General features: G+C 64.5%; 13 protein-coding genes and 1 tRNA gene. 6 read left to right on the top strand and 8 right to left on the bottom strand.

Annotated elements, in window-relative coordinates; translation table 11 throughout:
* Nucleotides 1-245 precede the first annotated feature (245 nt).
* The 4 genes from AS93_RS0101060 to AS93_RS0101045 are packed head-to-tail and all read left to right on the top strand — an operon-like array spanning nucleotide 246 to nucleotide 6,928.
* Nucleotides 246-1,745 carry a DUF3375 domain-containing protein gene (locus AS93_RS0101060; RefSeq protein WP_081798180.1) on the top strand — a complete coding sequence of 500 codons (1,500 nt, stop codon included), beginning with the start codon at nucleotides 246-248 and terminating at the stop codon, nucleotides 1,743-1,745.
* A gap of 2 nt (nucleotides 1,746-1,747) precedes the next feature.
* Nucleotides 1,748-2,479 (top strand): DUF4194 domain-containing protein, encoded by a 732-nt coding sequence (locus AS93_RS0101055; RefSeq protein WP_027588843.1) that lies wholly within the window; start codon nucleotides 1,748-1,750, stop codon nucleotides 2,477-2,479.
* Nucleotides 2,476-5,781 (top strand): ATP-binding protein, encoded by a 3,306-nt coding sequence (locus AS93_RS0101050; RefSeq protein ID WP_027588842.1) that lies wholly within the window; start codon nucleotides 2,476-2,478, stop codon nucleotides 5,779-5,781. The genes AS93_RS0101055 and AS93_RS0101050 overlap by 4 nt, the downstream gene beginning before the upstream one ends.
* The gene (locus AS93_RS0101045) at nucleotides 5,765-6,928 is read left to right on the top strand and encodes a Wadjet anti-phage system protein JetD domain-containing protein (RefSeq protein WP_027588841.1); all 1,164 of its coding nucleotides are present in this window, start codon (nucleotides 5,765-5,767) and stop codon (nucleotides 6,926-6,928) included. Before AS93_RS0101050 ends, AS93_RS0101045 begins: the two co-directional genes overlap by 17 nt.
* Nucleotides 6,929-7,024: 96 nt before the next feature.
* Here AS93_RS0101045 and AS93_RS0101040 read toward each other — a convergent pair.
* Nucleotides 7,025-7,101 (bottom strand) — tRNA-Arg (locus AS93_RS0101040).
* Nucleotides 7,102-7,292: 191 nt separating this feature from the next.
* On the opposite strand from AS93_RS0101040, the gene gabD reads away from it, so the two are divergent.
* On the top strand, nucleotides 7,293-8,741 hold the full coding sequence (gene gabD / locus AS93_RS0101035) for an NADP-dependent succinate-semialdehyde dehydrogenase (RefSeq protein WP_027588840.1): 1,449 nt from the start codon (nucleotides 7,293-7,295) through the stop codon (nucleotides 8,739-8,741).
* Nucleotides 8,742-8,749: 8 nt separating this feature from the next.
* Nucleotides 8,750-10,030 carry a 4-aminobutyrate--2-oxoglutarate transaminase gene (gene gabT / locus AS93_RS0101030; protein WP_027588839.1) on the top strand — a complete coding sequence of 427 codons (1,281 nt, stop codon included), beginning with the start codon at nucleotides 8,750-8,752 and terminating at the stop codon, nucleotides 10,028-10,030.
* A 114-nt stretch (nucleotides 10,031-10,144) separates the two neighbouring features.
* Here gabT and AS93_RS0101025 read toward each other — a convergent pair whose 3' ends face one another.
* From AS93_RS0101025 to AS93_RS21020, 7 genes are all read right to left on the bottom strand, one after another.
* Nucleotides 10,145-10,882, bottom strand: a complete 738-nt coding sequence (locus AS93_RS0101025) for a hypothetical protein (protein WP_051587298.1) — start codon at nucleotides 10,880-10,882, stop codon at nucleotides 10,145-10,147.
* A 114-nt stretch (nucleotides 10,883-10,996) separates the two neighbouring features.
* Nucleotides 10,997-11,986 (bottom strand): sulfate ABC transporter ATP-binding protein, encoded by a 990-nt coding sequence (locus AS93_RS0101020; RefSeq protein ID WP_027588837.1) that lies wholly within the window; start codon nucleotides 11,984-11,986, stop codon nucleotides 10,997-10,999.
* A 4-nt stretch (nucleotides 11,987-11,990) separates the two neighbouring features.
* Nucleotides 11,991-12,863, bottom strand: a complete 873-nt coding sequence (gene cysW, locus AS93_RS0101015) for a sulfate ABC transporter permease subunit CysW (protein ID WP_027588836.1) — start codon at nucleotides 12,861-12,863, stop codon at nucleotides 11,991-11,993.
* 11 nt (nucleotides 12,864-12,874) lie between these two features.
* A complete protein-coding gene (gene cysT, locus AS93_RS0101010; RefSeq protein ID WP_027588835.1) occupies nucleotides 12,875-13,693 on the bottom strand; it encodes a sulfate ABC transporter permease subunit CysT in 819 nt (272 codons plus the stop codon).
* Nucleotides 13,694-13,708: 15 nt separating this feature from the next.
* On the bottom strand, nucleotides 13,709-14,707 hold the full coding sequence (locus AS93_RS0101005; RefSeq protein ID WP_027588834.1) for a sulfate ABC transporter substrate-binding protein: 999 nt from the start codon (nucleotides 14,705-14,707) through the stop codon (nucleotides 13,709-13,711).
* 97 nt (nucleotides 14,708-14,804) lie between these two features.
* Nucleotides 14,805-14,981, bottom strand: a complete 177-nt coding sequence (oscA, locus tag AS93_RS20020) for a sulfur starvation response protein OscA (RefSeq protein ID WP_065365679.1) — start codon at nucleotides 14,979-14,981, stop codon at nucleotides 14,805-14,807.
* Nucleotides 14,982-15,185: 204 nt separating this feature from the next.
* Nucleotides 15,186-16,370 (bottom strand): hypothetical protein, encoded by a 1,185-nt coding sequence (locus tag AS93_RS21020; RefSeq protein ID WP_256214656.1) that lies wholly within the window; start codon nucleotides 16,368-16,370, stop codon nucleotides 15,186-15,188.
* Nucleotide 16,371 lies beyond the last annotated feature (1 nt).

Below are 16,371 nucleotides of genomic sequence, written 5' to 3'. Positions count from 1 at the left end.
ATGCACGCGCGGCATGGGTATCAGCGAACGAGGCGGCGGGTGAAGTCTACGGATTTTGCCAAATCAGGAAGCTTTTTCGGAGTTTCCCAAAATGGGTAAACCAGGACGTTGTTCAGCGGAAGTGGCGCGCGACTGCTTGGGTGGGGTGTAGCTTAGGCATACATGCCCACCCGCAAGGTAGGCACGTATCATGAGGCCATGATTTACTTTGGTGATCCGTTCTGGACCCCCAGGAACAGTGGCCCGTGGAAGAAAACGCGCAGCAGCGTTCAGAACGCTATGTATCCGCCCGCAACCAGCATCCCGCTTGGCTTTTGCTCGCGTCGCGTCGCGCACCGCTGGTACTGGGATGCCTGAGAACACTGTTCGTGCAGGCGCACGACGGGGTTCCCTATGACGATGCGCTACAGGCATTGGCCGACATGCTGACGGCTTATGCCAGTCAGGAGCTTTACCAGATCGAAACGGAGGCAACGCATCTACAGGCGGGCCGTGAACTGCGTGAATGGATCAAGCGTCGTCTGGTCGTCGAACGCGAAGGACGCATCTACGCAACGGATGCTCTGGAGTCGGCCATTCAGTTCGTGGATTCGCTGGACAGCCGGATCATGACGTCGACCGCGTCCCGGCTTTCGGTGGTGCAGCGCGAAATCGAAAACCTGGAAACCGGACTGAATCCCAGTCCGACCAGCCGCATTGCCAGTCTGCGACGCAGGATACAGGCTCTGGAGCATGAGCTGGAACAGGTGGAAGCCGGGCATGTCGTCGTGCTGGGCGAAGCGCAGGCGGTGGAAGGCATACGCGAGGTCTATAACCTCGCCACCGGCTTGCGCGCGGATTTTCGGCGGGTTGAGGATTCCTGGCGCGAGGCGGATCGCGCCCTGAGGCACTCCATCATCAGTGAGCAATCCCACCGCGGTGAAATTGTCGATCGGCTGCTGGATAGCCAGGAAACGCTGCTTAACACGCCGGAGGGTCGAGTATTCGAGAGCTTCCAGCAGCAATTGCGGCAGTCCATCGAGCTGGATGCCATGCGCGAACGGTTGCGCACCATCCTCCGCCACCCCGCGGCGCCGAAGGCGCTGAGCCGCCCCCAGCAACTTGAGCTGCGTTGGCTGGCGCTGCGTCTGGTGCGTGAATCGCAGGCCGTGCTGCAGGCGCGCGCCAGGAGCGAGCGCGATGTGCGCGGCTTCATGAAAACGGGCCTGGCCGCCGAGCACCACCGCGTTGGCCACTTACTCAACGACTTCTTCAACCTGGCGCTCGGCGTCGACTGGCAACGCCAGTCGGTGCGCCGCCAGCCTGTTTGCCTGCCGCCCGTTGGCGTCGCCATCACGGGTGTTCCGGCCATCGAACGTCTGCGCTTCAAGGCACAGGATGATGGCGAGGCGGACGAGCTGGACCTACACCCCAGGGCCGCCGGACTGGAACAGATCGATGATGATTTCTGGGCCGCCTTCGACGGGCTGGATCGCGAGGCGCTGATCCAGGAAACGCTGCAGGTATTGCTCGAGCGGGACCGGGTGGTCAGCCTTGGAGAACTCGCCTCTCTGCTGCCGCCAACCCATGATCTGGAGACCTTCGCGCTCTGGCTGGCCATGGCGCGTGAGGCGGGTATCGAGGTGCTGGCGGAGGAACGTCAGATCGTCGATCTGGTCGATGCGGATGCGCAACACTGGCGCTTTGACCTGCCGTATGCCGGCCTCGATCCCGAGGCGCTCAAGGACATTGATTGGGAGCTGTAAGCATGGCGGGGATTTTTGATCGGATGAGCGGCGCTACCGGCGCGGATACGGAGGGGCTGGCGCAGGCCTCCGCGCCGGATGGCAACCTGCCTGACGAACCTGCGGCGCTGAGCGTCGCCGATGAGCGCTCGACGCCGAAACGGGTGCGCGAAGCGGTCCAGGAGATGCTCAAGTACGGGCTGCTGGAAGAGAGTCACAAACCCAACCTGTATCGCTCGGCGCTTTCCCACGCCGAGGAGGTGGCCAACATTCTGGAGCCGCTCGATCTTGCCATGGGGGTCGATGAGGTGCGCGGGTTGGTGTTCATCACCGTTCGCCAGGATGACCTGGCCGAGCAGGATGAGTGGTCACACCCGCTGGTGCGCCGGCAACGGCTGAGCTTGGAGCAGTCCTTGCTGATTGCCGTATTGCGCCAGCAGTTCATTGCCTACGAACAGGAAAGCGGCACCGGCGCCAGTCAGGCGCTCGTTGCCGTGGATGAGCTGATCCCCCAGTTGCAGGTTTACCTGGGGGAGCTGGGCAGCGAGGCGAAGGAGCGCAACCGCGTCATCACGCTGCTGGATCAGTTGAAGGGACATGGCCTGGTATCGGCTCTGGACGCGCATGATCGCGTCGTCATTCGCCCCATCATTACCCATCTGGCGAACCCGGAAAATCTTCAGGCGCTGGTAGTGTGGCTGCGCGAACAGACGAAAGGTGCGGCGGCTCCCGAGGGCGAGGAGGACATGGCATGACGCAGGCGGCACCCTGGCCTCGAAGCGAGACCTTCATCCTGACCAGCCTCGAACTCTATAACTGGGGCGGCTTCCGGGGATATCACCGTGCGGAGATCGATCCCGCCGGCACCGCTGTGATCGGCCCAACGGGTAGCGGAAAAACCACTCTGGTGGACGCGCTGATGACCCTGTTGTGCGCCAACCCGCGCTATAACCTGGCCTCCACCGGGGGGCATGAAAGCGATCGCGATCTGGTTTCCTACGTGCGGGGTATTTCCGGCCCCGGGGATGGTGGGGTGGAACAGTCCCACATTGCTCGCCAGGGCAAGACGGTCACCGCGATCGCCGCCACCCTGGAGCGGGATGGCGCACAGGTACGCCTGGGGACGGTGCTCTGGTTCGAGGGCACGAGTTCCTCGGCCTCGGATCTGAAGAAGCTCTGGCTGTTGAGCGAATCACCCGAGCAGACCCTGGAGCACTGGCTCGGTCAGTACCGAGCGGGTGGCATGCGGGCCTTGCGCCAGATGGGGAAGGACGGCACGGGTGTCTGGCCGTATTCAAGCAAAAAAACCTTCCTGGCCAGGTTGAGGGACTACTTCGAGGTTGGCGAAAACGCCTTCACCCTGCTCAATCGCGCCGCCGGCTTGAAGCAGCTCAACAGCATCGACGAAATTTTCCGTGAGCTGGTGCTGGATGATCGTTCGGCCTTTGAGCGGGCCGCCGAGGTTGTCGACAGTTTCGATGATCTGACCGACATCCACCGAGAGCTGGAGGTCGCCCGGAAACAGCAGCGTGCGTTGCAGCCGGTGGCGGAGGGCTGGGAGCGACACCGGGACCTGCAGGGACAATTGCGGGAGAAACAGGCGCTTGAAGGCATCCTGCCGACGTGGTTTGCCGAGCAGGGGCATCGCCTTTGGCTGTCAGAAACCAACCGACTGGAGAACGCTTGCGAGCAGGCCGAACGGGATCGGGAGCAATGCCAGCGCCACCTGGATGCCCAGAGGATGCTGGTTGACCAGCAACGCCAGCGGTATCTGCAGGTGGGCGGAGCCGGGATCGATCAGTTGCGCGGACGCATCGCGGACTGGGTCTCGATCCATGACGAACGGAAGGTGCAGGCCGAAAGATATCGCCGTTTGGCCAAGCGCCTGGACATGTCGGATGAACTCTCGGCGGCGGCGTTGCAAGGCAACCAGGAACAGCTCGCCGGTCGCTTGGAAGCCCTCGGTACCCGGATCGAGCGCGCGCGCTCGCAGGCATTCGCGGCGGGGGTCGCCGAGAGGGAGCTGGCCGATCGACTCCAGGCGTTGCAGCGGGATCAGGCGGAGGTCGAGAGTCGGCCTGGTTCGAACGTACCCGGGCCATTCCATGCCTTTCGCAGCGCCCTGGCGCAGGAACTTGGGCTGGAGGAATCGGCCCTGCCCTTCGTCGCCGAACTGGTTCAGATCAAGCCCGAGGAACAGGCCTGGCGAGGCGCCGTCGAGCGGGCCATTGGCAGCCACCGGCTGCGCATCCTGGTGCCGGGGGAGGCATCCCGGGCCGCATTGCATTGGGTGAATCAGCGACACAACCACCTGCATGTTCGCCTGCTGGAGGTGAAGGAGCCGGCAACATCGCCGGTGTTCTTCGAAGATGGATTTGTCCGCAAGCTGACCTTCAAGCCGCATCCGTACCGGGAAACCGTGAAGGCGCTGCTGGCGGGCCATGATCGCCACTGTGTCGAAAGCCCGGAGCAACTGCGCCAGACGCACCATGCCATGACGATTCAGGGCTTGATGTCGGGCAAGGAGCGCTTCTTCGAAAAGCAGGATCAGAGGCGCCTGGACCAGGATTGGCTCACCGGTTTCGACAACCGCGACCGCCTGGCCGCTTTGGCCGAGCAGATTCGGGAGGCGCAGGGGCAGCTCGGGCCCGCCCGGCAGGCGTTGAGTGCGGCCCGAGACGAGGTCCGTCAGTTGGAGGCCGACGGCTCGCTGTTGAAAAGCCTCGAAGAGCTGCGCTTCGAAACCATTGATCTGCCGGGCGCACAGGCCCAACTGGATTCGCTGCGGGCGCAACTGACCTCCCTGACGCGCCCCGACTCCGATGTGGCGGGGGTCAAGGATGAACTGGATGAAGCCGAGCGTGTGCGCGAGTCGCTGGAGCGTCAGCTCCGCCAACTGATCAGGCAGTGCGCCGAGTTGAGAACGCGGTTTGACCAGGCCGCAGCCAGCGCCGACAAGGCGTATCGCGCTGCCGAAAAGGGCCTGAGCGATGCGGAGCGGGAGCTGGCGACGGCGCATTTTCCCACCCTGGCGCCCGCGGACCTGGGCGATATCCCCGAGCGGGAGCGCGCCCATTCGCGTGAGCTTCAGCAACAGCTCAAGTCCCTCGGCGACAAGTTGGCCGCCCAGCAAGTGGAACTCGCCAAGCGCATGTCCGACGCGCTGAAGGTGGACACCGGAGCCCTTGCGGAAGTCGGGCGGGAGCTGGTGGACATACCCAAGTACCTGGAGCGCCTGCGCGTGCTGACCGAGGAGGCGCTGCCCGAGAAGCTCAAGCGCTTTCTGGAATATCTCAATCGATCCTCCGACGACGGAGTCACCCAGTTGCTCAGCCACATCGACCACGAAGTGTCGATGATCGAGGAGCGCCTGGAGGATTTGAACAGCACGATGCAGCGTGTCGACTTTCAGCCGGGCCGCTATCTGCGCCTGGTCGCCGGCAAGGTGGTTCATGAAAGCGTGCGCACGCTGCAACGCGCGCAGCGGCATCTGAACTCGGCGCGCTTTATCGACGATGAGGGTGAGAGCCACTACAAGGCATTGCAGGAGCTCGTGGGGCTGTTGAGAAACGCCTGCGAACATAGCCGAACCCAGGGCGCCCGGGCGCTTCTGGACCCACGCTTCCGACTGGAGTTCGCTGTCTCGGTGATCGATCGCGAGAGCGGGGAGATCATTGAAACCCGAACGGGCTCCCAGGGCGGCAGCGGCGGCGAAAAGGAAATCATCGCCTCCTACGTGCTCACCGCCTCCCTGAGCTACGCGCTCTGCCCCGACGGCAGCAGCCGGCCGCTGTTCGGCACCATTGTTCTCGACGAGGCGTTTTCGCGCAGTTCCCAGGCGGTCGCCGGCCGCATTATCGCCGCCCTGCGGGAATTCGGCCTGCACGCGGTGTTCATTACCCCGAACAAGGAAATGCGCCTGCTGCGCCATCACACGCGCTCGGCCATTGTGGTCCACCGCCGGGGCCAGGAATCCAGCCTGACCTCGTTGAGCTGGGAAACCCTGGACGAATACCACCAGCGCCACCGCCAGGCCCGCCATGAAGTCGCCCGCTGAGATCGGCAAGGGACTGGCTCGCCAGTGGCGGCAGCCGGGTATTCGACGTGAACGGTTGCTTGGCCGCGGCGCTTGGCCCCTCGAACTCACCATCGGCAGGCCGTCGGCGGGCCTTATCGCCGCCAATCCACAGGTGGTGCGGGGGCATGTCGACGCGTGGCGGCGGGTGCGGATCGGCGAGGTCGAATGGGAACCGGTCGGTTACCGTGCCGCTCTCGAACCGATCCAGATGCCCATGACCTGGCGACTGCGCAACCCGTCGGAGTGGGTTGCCGCCACGGGCGATCCAGACGTGGCGCGGGAATATCGGATGCTCGAGGCGCTGGTGGAACAGACCGACAGCGCCTTTCACGCGATGCTGGTTAGCCAGCGCGGTCTCTGGCTGAGAAAGGCAGCCAGCGAAGTCATCACCGCCGCACGGCTGGCGGCCCGACTCTCTCCGGGATGCGCCCAGGGGCGGCCGCTGCGCCTGCTGGCCGAGCAGGGTGTGGACACCAAGTTTTTCGAGCGCAATGCCGCCCTGCTGACCAGGCTTATGGACGAGCGCTTTGAAGGCGAGGTCTCTGCGCAAGGATTGGCCACCTTCCTGGACGCCTTCGACGAGAATAGCCACTGGGTGCTGCTGGCTCCGCTGTCGCCCGGCCTTCTACCGTTCAAGAGGCTCAGGCTGACCACCGCCGAATTGGCGGAAGTCGACTTGCCCTGTTCCCGTGTGTTGGTGGTGGAGAACGAGCAATGCATTCATCTGCTGCCGGACCTGCCCGACACCATCGCCGTCCTCGGCGCGGGCCTGGATCTGCGGTGGCTTGCTTCCGTTCATCTGGCCGACAAGTCGCTCGGCTACTGGGGCGATATGGACACCTGGGGATTGCTGATGTTGGCGCGCGCGAGGCAACGGCAACCGGATGTCCAGGCGTTGCTGATGGAAAGGTCGCTTTTCGATCGATACGAATCAACCCGCGCGGTCGTCGAGCCGGTCAAGGCGCAGGGCGCCGTCCCCGAGGGGCTGGAGCCGGACGAGGCCAGCTTCTACCGGTACCTGCTGACGCGGGAGCGCGGCCGTCTGGAACAGGAATACCTGTCGAAGGACGATGTGGAAAAAACCCTGATTGCCTGGGCGATGAAAACGCCACGGTCACCCGGCTGAAAGCCTGGGCGAGACAGCCAGAGACAAGAAAGCCCGCACGGGGCGGGCTTTTCAGGGCGTTTCGTAGACTGGTAGAGACAGCTAGAAACTGATAGATGGCGCATCCGGCGGGATTCGAACCCACGACCCCTGCCTTCGGAGGGCAGTACTCTATCCAGCTGAGCTACGGATGCGTTGAGCGCCGCCATGATACTCATCTCGCCCGCGGGCGTCCACGGCGCCGGTGCGGCGGGGTTCAAACGGCGGCGAGAGGGTCGTTGCCGTAGAATTTTTCAAACGTCTATTGCCCTTCCCAGTGGCCAATCCTAGGATTGCGTTTGAAATTTCAAACATTCCTGAAGCGCAGCGGCGCTGGGAGACTGCCATGCAACTCAACGATTCCACGCTGTTCCGTCAGCAGGCCTACATCGACGGCGCCTGGGTCGACGCCGACGGCGGCCAGACCATCGTCGTGAACAACCCCGCCACGGGTGAAGTGCTGGGCACGGTGCCGAAGCTGGGCGCTGCAGAAACCCGCCGCGCCATCGAGGCCGCCAACCGCGCGCTGCCGGCCTGGCGCGCACTCACGGCCAAGGAGCGCGCGCAGAAGCTGCGCCGCTGGTTCGAGCTGCTGATGGAGAACCAGGACGATCTGGCCCGGCTGATGACCCTGGAGCAGGGCAAGCCGCTGGCCGAGGCCAAGGGCGAGATCGCTTACGCCGCGTCCTTCATCGAGTGGTTCGCCGAAGAGGCCAAGCGCGTCTATGGCGACACCATTCCCGGCCACCAGGCCGACAAGCGCCTGATCGTCATCAAGCAGCCGATCGGTGTGACCGCCGCGATCACCCCGTGGAACTTCCCGGCCGCGATGATCACCCGCAAGGCCGGCCCGGCGCTGGCCGCCGGCTGCACCATGGTGGTCAAGCCCGCGTCGCAAACCCCCTTTTCCGCGCTGGCGCTGGTGGCCCTGGCCGAGCGCGCCGGCATTCCCGCCGGGGTGCTCAGCGTGGTGACCGGCTCGGCCAGCGAGATCGGCAATGAGCTGACCGGCAACCCCATCGTGCGCAAGCTGTCCTTCACCGGCTCCACCGAGATTGGCCGCCAGCTGATGGCCCAATGTGCGCCGGACATCAAGAAGCTGTCCCTGGAACTGGGCGGTAACGCGCCCTTCATCGTCTTCGACGACGCCGACCTGGACAAGGCGGTGGAAGGCGCCATGGCCTCCAAGTACCGCAATGCCGGGCAGACCTGCGTATGCGCCAACCGCCTGTACGTGCAGGAAGGCGTCTACGACGCCTTCGTCGAGAAGCTCAAGGCGGCGGTGAGCAAGTTGAAGGTCGGCAACGGCCTGGAGGCCGGCGTGACCACCGGCCCGCTGATCGACGACAAGGCAGTGGCCAAGGTCCGCGAGCATATCGACGACGCCCTGGGCAAGGGCGCCGAAGTGGTGCTGGGCGGCCAGCCCCACGCGCTGGGCGGCAGCTATTTCGAGCCCACCATCCTGGTCAACGTGCCGCGCAACGCCCGGGTGTCCCGCGAGGAAACCTTCGGCCCGCTGGCGCCGCTGTTCCGCTTCAAGGGCGAGGACGAAGTCATCGCCATGGCCAACGACACCGAGTTCGGCCTGGCCGCCTATTTCTATGCCCGCGACCTGTCCCGGGTGTTCCGCGTCGCCGAGGCGCTGGAGTACGGCATGGTTGGCATCAACACCGGAATCATCTCCAACGAGGTGGCGCCGTTCGGTGGCGTCAAGGCCTCGGGCCTGGGCCGCGAGGGCAGCAAGTACGGCATCGAGGAATACCTGGAACTCAAATACCTGTGTCTGGGGCTGTGAGGACGATCATGAGCAAGAGCAACGAAACGCTGATGCAACGCCGCATGGCCGCCGTGCCGCGCGGGGTGGGGCAGATTCATCCGATCTTCGCCGAGCGGGCGGAGAACGCCACCGTCTGGGACGTGGAAGGCCGCGAGTACATCGACTTCGCCGGCGGCATCGCCGTGCTCAATACCGGCCACCTGCACCCGAAGGTGGTGGCCGCCGTGCAAGCGCAGCTGGGCAAGCTGTCGCACACCTGTTTCCAGGTGCTGGCCTACGAGCCCTACGTGGAGCTCTGCGAGAAGATCGCCGCCCGCGTGCCCGGCGACTTCGCCAAGAAGACCCTGCTGGTGACCTCCGGCTCCGAGGCGGTGGAAAACGCCGTGAAGATCGCCCGCGCCGCCACCGGCCGCGCCGGGGTGATCGCCTTCACCAGCGGCTACCACGGTCGCACCATGATGACCCTGGCGCTGACCGGCAAGAAGGTGCCCTATGCCGCCGGCATGGGCCTGATGCCCGGCGGCGTGTTCCGCGCCCAGTACCCCTGCGCGCTGCACGGGGTGAGCGTGGATGACGCCATCGCCAGCATCGAGCGCATCTTCAAGAACGACGCCGAGCCGCGCGACATCGCCGCCATCGTCATCGAGCCGGTGCAGGGCGAGGGCGGTTTCCATGTGGCGCCCAAGGACTTCCTGCAGCGCTTGCGCGCGTTGTGCGACCAGCACGGCATCCTGCTGATCGCCGACGAGGTGCAGACCGGCGCCGGGCGCACCGGCAGCTTCTTCGCCATGGAGCAGCTGGGCGTGGTGCCGGACCTTACTACCTTCGCCAAGTCCATCGCCGGTGGCTTCCCGCTCTCGGGGGTGTGCGGCAAGGCGGAGATCATGGACGTCATCGCCCCCGGCGGGCTGGGCGGCACCTACGCCGGCAGCCCGATTGCCTGCGCGGCGGCGCTGGCGGTGCTGGAGGTGTTCGAGGAGGAACAGTTGCTGGCGCGCAGCCGTGCGCTGGGCGAGATGATGACCGCCCGCCTGCGGCAGTTGCAGGGCAAGCATCCGGTGATCGCCGAAGTGCGCGGGTTGGGCGCCATGGTGGCGATGGAGCTGTGCGAGGGCGGTGACCCGCATAAGCCTGCGGCCGAGCTGACCGGAAAGATCGTGGCACGCGCGCGGGAGAAGGGCTTGATCCTGTTGTCGTGCGGCAGCTACGGCAACGTTATCCGCATCCTGGTGCCGCTGACGGTGCCGGACGAGCAGCTGCAGCGTGGCCTGGCGATTCTGGCGGAGTGCTTCGCCGAGTTGGCCTGATGCTCGTCCGCCAGGGCGGTGCACACCGGTTGGTGGACAGGAAAAGCGCTGTCCACCCTACGGGTAGTTTCGGTGTAGGGCGGACAACGTTGTCTTTGTCCGCCGGGGCGGCGCCTACTCCAGCGCCATCCACTGCTCGCTGAGGTTGCGGGTGTGGCGGTCCACGGCCAGTGGCGCGAAGGGGCGGCCGGACAGGCTGACCATGGCCGTGCTCTGGCTGTTCATGTCCATGAAGGCGTTACGCAGGTAATTCCAGCGGGTCTTGAGCTTGTCGCCCAGTTCCGGGTTCTGACCCGACAGGGTTTCCACTTCCTTGTCGATCGCCGGCACCAGGGTGCGCTCGTCCTGACCCAGGTAGGCGTTCGGCTGCTCGCGGGCGATCTCGAAGTTGCCGAAATAGGCGCGGCTCAGGTACTGCACCGACAGGTACTCGATCTTGGCGGCCAGTTCGGCGGGCGTGGCGTCCGGGTGCGCGCGCAGGCCGGTAAGGAAATCCCGCAGCGCCTGGCTCAGCGCCTCGGGGTAGCGCCAGGGCATGTTTTCCTCGCCAGGGCCGAAGTCGACGCCTTGTCGCAACTGGTCGACCAGCGCCTGATGGCGGCGGCGCAGGGTTTCGTCCGGAACCAGGGCCTGCATGGCCTGGCCGAGTGCCTGCAGGTCTTCTTCCAGGCGCTGCAGATGCGCCTTCTGGAAGCCTTCGCCGCGTACCAGCATCAGACTGCTGGTGGCGCGCGTGGCCTGGATCTGCGCGCGCTCGACGGGGGTGGGGGCGGCAAAGGTATGTGCGGGCAGGGTGGCCAGCAGCATCAGGATAGCGCCGAGCCCTCGGCGCAACGGGGCGAAGCGATGCATGGGGGTGCTCCTGTAATTGTTGTAGTGAGCAGGTGACGGCAGTCGGTGACAGCCTAACCCCCGTGATAGCGCAACGTCATCCCTGACGCCGGTTTTGTGAGCGCTGCCTCGTCCTCAGGACAGATGGGCCGGCACGCCGGCCTTGGGCTTGAAGTAGAGCGTCTGGCCGCGTGCCAGGTCGACCAGGCTGGCGTCGTCCTTGGCCACTTCGGCCTCGATGGGCTCTTCCTGGCCGTCCACCTTCAGCGTCACCCGGGTGATGGCGCCCAGCGGGCGGATGTCGCGGACCTCGGCGGGGCGATGCTCGTCCGCGGCGCTGCGCGACAGCGAGATCTCGTGGGGACGGAACAGGATGTGGTGTTCCTCGCCCATGTACAGGCGGTTGGCATCGCCGAGGAAGTGGTAGACGAACGGGTTGGCCGGGTGCTCGTAGACCTCGGCCGGCGAACCGATCTGCTCGATCACGCCCTTGTTCATCACCACGATGCGGTCGGCCACTTCCATGGCTTCCTCCTGGTCGTGGGTGACGAACACGGAGGTGAGATTGATCTCCTCGTGCAGGCGCGCCAGCCAGCGGCGCAGCTCCTTGCGCACCTTGGCGTCCAAGGCGCCGAAGGGCTCGTCGAGCAGCAGGATCTTGGGTTCGACCGCCAGGGCGCGGGCCAGGGCGATGCGCTGGCGCTGGCCGCCGGACAGCTGCTCGGGGTAGCGGTCGCCCAGCCAGTCGAGCTGGACCATCTCCAGCAGCTCCTTGACGCGGCGGGCGATGGTGGCTTCGTCCGGGCGTTCCGACTTGGGCTTCATGCGCAGGCCGAAGGCGACGTTGTCGAAGATGGTCATGTGGCGGAACAGCGCGTAGTGCTGGAACACGAAGCCGACGTTGCGGTCGCGCACGTCGCGGGTCGAGACGTCCTCGCCGTGGAACACGATCGAGCCGCTGTCCGGGGTTTCCAGGCCGGCGATGATGCGCAGCAGGGTGGTCTTGCCGCAGCCGGACGGGCCGAGCAGGGCGACCAGCTCGCCGCTGTGGATATCCAGGTTGATGTCGTTCAGCGCGCGGAAGGCGCCGAACTGCTTGTTCACGTTACGGACTTCGATACTCACAGGTTTATTCCTCCGCGCCACTGTGGCGTAGGCGGTTGATGCGCGATTCGCTCCATTGCTTGAGCAGCAGGATGACCAGGGCCAGTGCCAGCAGCAGGCTGGCGACGCTGAACGCGGCGACGTGGTTGTATTCGTTGTAGAGAATTTCGACATGCAGCGGCAGGGTGTTGGTCAGGCCGCGAATGTGCCCGGACACCACCGACACGGCGCCGAATTCGCCCATGGCGCGAGCGGTGCAGAGTACCACGCCATAAATCAGCCCCCAGCGGATGTTCGGCACGGTGACGTGCCAGAACATCTGCCAGCCGCTGGCGCCCAGCAGGCGAGCGGCTTCCTCTTCCTGGGTGCCCTGTTCCTGCATCAGCGGGATCAGTTCGCGGGCCACGAACGGCACGGTGACGAACAGCGTGGCCAGCACGATGCCCGGCACCGCGAAGATGATCTGGATGTCGTGCTCCAGCAGCCATTCGCCGAACAGGCCCTGGGCGCCGAACAGCAGCACATAGACCAGACCGGCAATTACCGGCGACACCGAGAAGGGCAGGTCGATCAGGGTCACCAGAATGCTCTTGCCGCGAAACTCGTACTTGCTCACGCACCAGGCGGCGGCCACGCCGAACAGCACATTGAGCGGCACGGAAATGGCCACGGCCAGCAGGGTCAGGCGCAGGGCGGCGAGGGCATCGGGCTCGAAAATGGCGCTGAAGAAGGTGTCGACGCCGGCCTGCAGGGCCTCGGTCAGCACGATCACCAGCGGCAGCAGCAGAAAGAAGGCGAACACGCTCCACGCGGCGCCGATCAGCGTCAGGCGTCCCCACTGTAGCGGGGCCTGGCGGGCAACGGCGGGAAGCGGCACCGCCACGGAAAGACTGCTCATGGGCATGCTCCTCAGCGGCTCCGGATGTAGCGCTGCAGCAGATTGATCAGCAGCAGCAGGATGAAGGCGACCACCAGCATCAGCACACCGATGGCGGTAGCGCCGGCGTAGTCGTACTGGTCGAGCTTGACCATGATCAGCAGCGGCAGGATCTCGGTCTTGCCCGGCATGTTGCCGGCGATGAAGATCACCGAGCCGTATTCGCCCACGCCCCGCGCGAAGGCCAGGGCGAAACCGGTGAGCCAGGCCGGCAGCAGCGCCGGCACCAACACGTGGCGGAACACCTGCAGCGGCTTGGCGCCCAGGCAACTGGCGGCCTCCTCGACCTCCCGGGGGATGTCGGCCAGCACCGGCTGCAGGGTGCGCACCACGAAGGGCAGGGTGACGAAGGTCAGCGCCAGGGTGATGCCCAGCGGGCTATAGGCGATTTTCAGGCCCACGGCGCTGGCGAGCTGGCCGATCAGGCCGTTGGGCGCGTACAGCGCGGTGAGCGCGATGCCGGCCACGGCGGTCGGCAGGGCGAACGGCAGGTCGATCAGCGCGTCGATCAGCTTGCGGCCGGGGAAGCGATAGCGCACCAGCACCCAGGCCAGCAGCGTACCGATCACCCCGTTGAGCAACGCGGCGCCAAACGCGGTGGCGAAACTGAGCTTCAGCGCTGCCAGTACGCGCGCCGAGGTGGTGATGGCCACGAACTGCTCCCAGGTCAGCTCGGCAGTCTTCACGAACAGCGCGGCCAGCGGAATCAGCACCAGGAAGCTGAGGTAGCACAGCGTGTAGCCGAGGGTCAGTCCGAAGCCGGGGATGACGGGGGAGGTGCGGCGCAACATGGAATACCCCTACCGTCAGTGGGCCTGGTAGATCTGGTCGAACACGCCGCCATCGCTGAAGAACTTCGGTTGCGCCTCCTTCCAGCCATTGAAGGCGCCATCGATGGTCACCAGTTCCAGTTGCGGGAACTGCTCGGCGAACTCGGCGGCCACCTTGGCATTGCGCGGCCGGTAGAAGTTCTTGGCGGCGATGTGCTGGCCCTCTACGCTGTACAGGTGGTTCAGGTATGCGGTGGCCAGTTCGCGCGTGCCCTTGCGCTCGACATTGCGGTCCACCACGGCGACCGGCGGCTCGGCGAGGATCGATAGAGACGGCACGACGATTTCCAGCGCGTCGCCACCTTCCTCCTTCAGCGCCAGGAACGCCTCGTTCTCCCAGGCCAGCAGCACGTCGCCGATCCGGTTGTTCACGAAGGTGATGGTCGAGCCGCGGGCCCCGGTATCCAGCACGGGCACCTGCTTGTACAGCTGGGTCACGTATTCCTGGGCTTTCTCATCGCTGCCGTACTGCTTCTTGGCCCACGCCCAGGCGGCCAGGAAGTTCCAGCGCGCGCCACCGGAGGTCTTCGGGTTCGGGGTAATGACTTCCACGCCCGGCTTCACCAGGTCGCCCCAGTCCTTCAGTCCCTTGGGGTTGCCCTTGCGCACCAGGAACACGATGGTCGAGGTGTAGGGCGTGCTGGCGTCCGGCAGGCGCGACTGCCAGTCGGCGGGGATCAGCTTGCCGAGGCGGTGCAGTTCATCGATGTCGCCGGCCAGCGCCAGGGTCACCACATCGGCGCGCAGGCCGTCGATCACCGAGCGGGCCTGCTTGCCCGAACCGCCGTGGGATTGCTGGATGGTGACGTCCCCCTTGCCTTGGGCTTTCCAGTGCTGGGCAAAGGCGGAGTTGAATTCCTGGTACAGCTCGCGGGTCGGGTCGTAGGACACGTTGAGCAGCGTGTCGGCCGCCAGGGCCTGGGTGGTGAACAGCGCGCCGGCGAGGGCGGCGAACGCGAAACGGCGAATGGACATGTGAAGCTCCTGGAATGACGGATTCGGATTGCGGCAGTGGTGCGTCTGGGCGCGCCCTCCGGTTGTCCAGTCGGGCCGTGTCGTTGTTCTTCGGCGATTACTTGCGCGGCTCGCTCAGCCGGTACTTTTCCTTGCGCTCGATTTGCACGACACGGCTGTCGTGCACGGTGATCTCCACCGAGCCGTAGCGCAGGTTGCGCAGGGCGGCATGAATCTCGCGCAGCAAGGAAGCGTCTTCGGCCGGCACGTCGAGGCTGCGGGGCGTTGTGCTCATGGGAAGTGCTCCATCGGATTCCCCTCCCCGGGGGAGGGTGGAGCGGACTATAGAGAGGCTTTCTTATTCTTAAAAATATCTTTTAAGAATTTTTATATTCCATAAGGGGATATATGCATTAGCGCCGGCGCGCCCGGTCCAAGGCGGCTGCACCTGCCGAGACTGCAGGGCCTGATGGGCGGATGCTCGGGTTGGGTCCCGAGATCAGCATCGGCTGAAGGTGAAATCCTCGGCCTGGGGTGTGGCCTGAATGCCCTTGGCTTCCTGGCAGCGGTAATAGGCTTCGATGGTGAGGTTGGGGTCGATCCTCGCTTGCAGGATGCATGGCCGTGTTTGCCATTTATGGTTGCGGGTGCGCTGCATCATTTCCCCACGGCCGTGGCTTTCCCAGTCCGCATGATTCATGTCGCGCCAGTGGCGTGGGTTGCGCCGGTATTCCCGGTCATGGGTCGCCGTGGTGGGGTCCAGGTGGCGGAACTGCTCGAGGATCGGCAGATCAGGCAAGGGCTGGGTGACATCCATGTAGCGTTGCAGGGTGTCCCAGAAGGCCATGGCCTCGTTGAGGCTGAAGTCCAAGGAGTGCAGCTTGGCGCCGAGGCAGACTTCCATCGTGGTGTAGCGATGGTGCAGCCAGATAGCGTAGCCGCCGCTGCCATGGGGGCCGGGCCGGTACTGCGTGGTTGCGTCGAACTCATAGAAGGGCGCGGTGAAGGGCTTCTGGAAGCGGCGCCCAATGGTGAGCATGCCGGTCTGGCGATTGAAGCCACTGCCGTCGTGCTTGAAGACCCGCAGGTACAGGTCGAGCAGGTAATCCCAGCCGATCAGACCCATAAAGACGCTGAAGGCCATGCCGAGGCACGCCCATAAATAATCCGGGTCATCGGAGGACTGATATTCCAGAATCGACATTGTTAAGCCAACGAGAAGCCCGATACCGGTTTGAATTAAATAATATTTAAAACTGGGCTTTTCCTTTCCTATTAACCACAAGCTTAATCCCATCATTGCAACTGCGGTAAATGCCGAAAGAAATGATGCGGAATTTTTTGGCATTGAAATGGCTATCAACCACAAAAGCCACGGGATCCCAACAATCGAACTGAACTTTAGAAAAGGGTGCAGGATTAGCCACTTGGCGGTGTTATCAAAATTCCAGCGCTTATGATTGATATACAAATCATTCTCTTGGTTCCCGTCCAGAAAGCCAGCTTGGTTCGGCCTTAACTGAGCATCCACATCCTTCCAACCTTCCAAATTGGCATAGTTTCCCCAGTGCAATGGAATACGGGTCAGACTGGAGCGATTGGCATCCTGGCTCCATTTATGCGGCGGCTGTGCAGGAATATCCGTGCTGCGGTAGGCCGAGTCGGCGTAGATCGTGGGGGACATG

Origin of the sequence: Pseudomonas sp. RL, from assembly GCF_000647775.1 — a bacterium.
Classification (GTDB): Bacteria; Pseudomonadota; Gammaproteobacteria; order Pseudomonadales; family Pseudomonadaceae; genus Serpens; species Serpens flexibilis.
The sequence above is the reverse complement of the archived record's forward strand: the minus strand, read 5'-3'. Positions and strand labels throughout refer to the sequence as shown.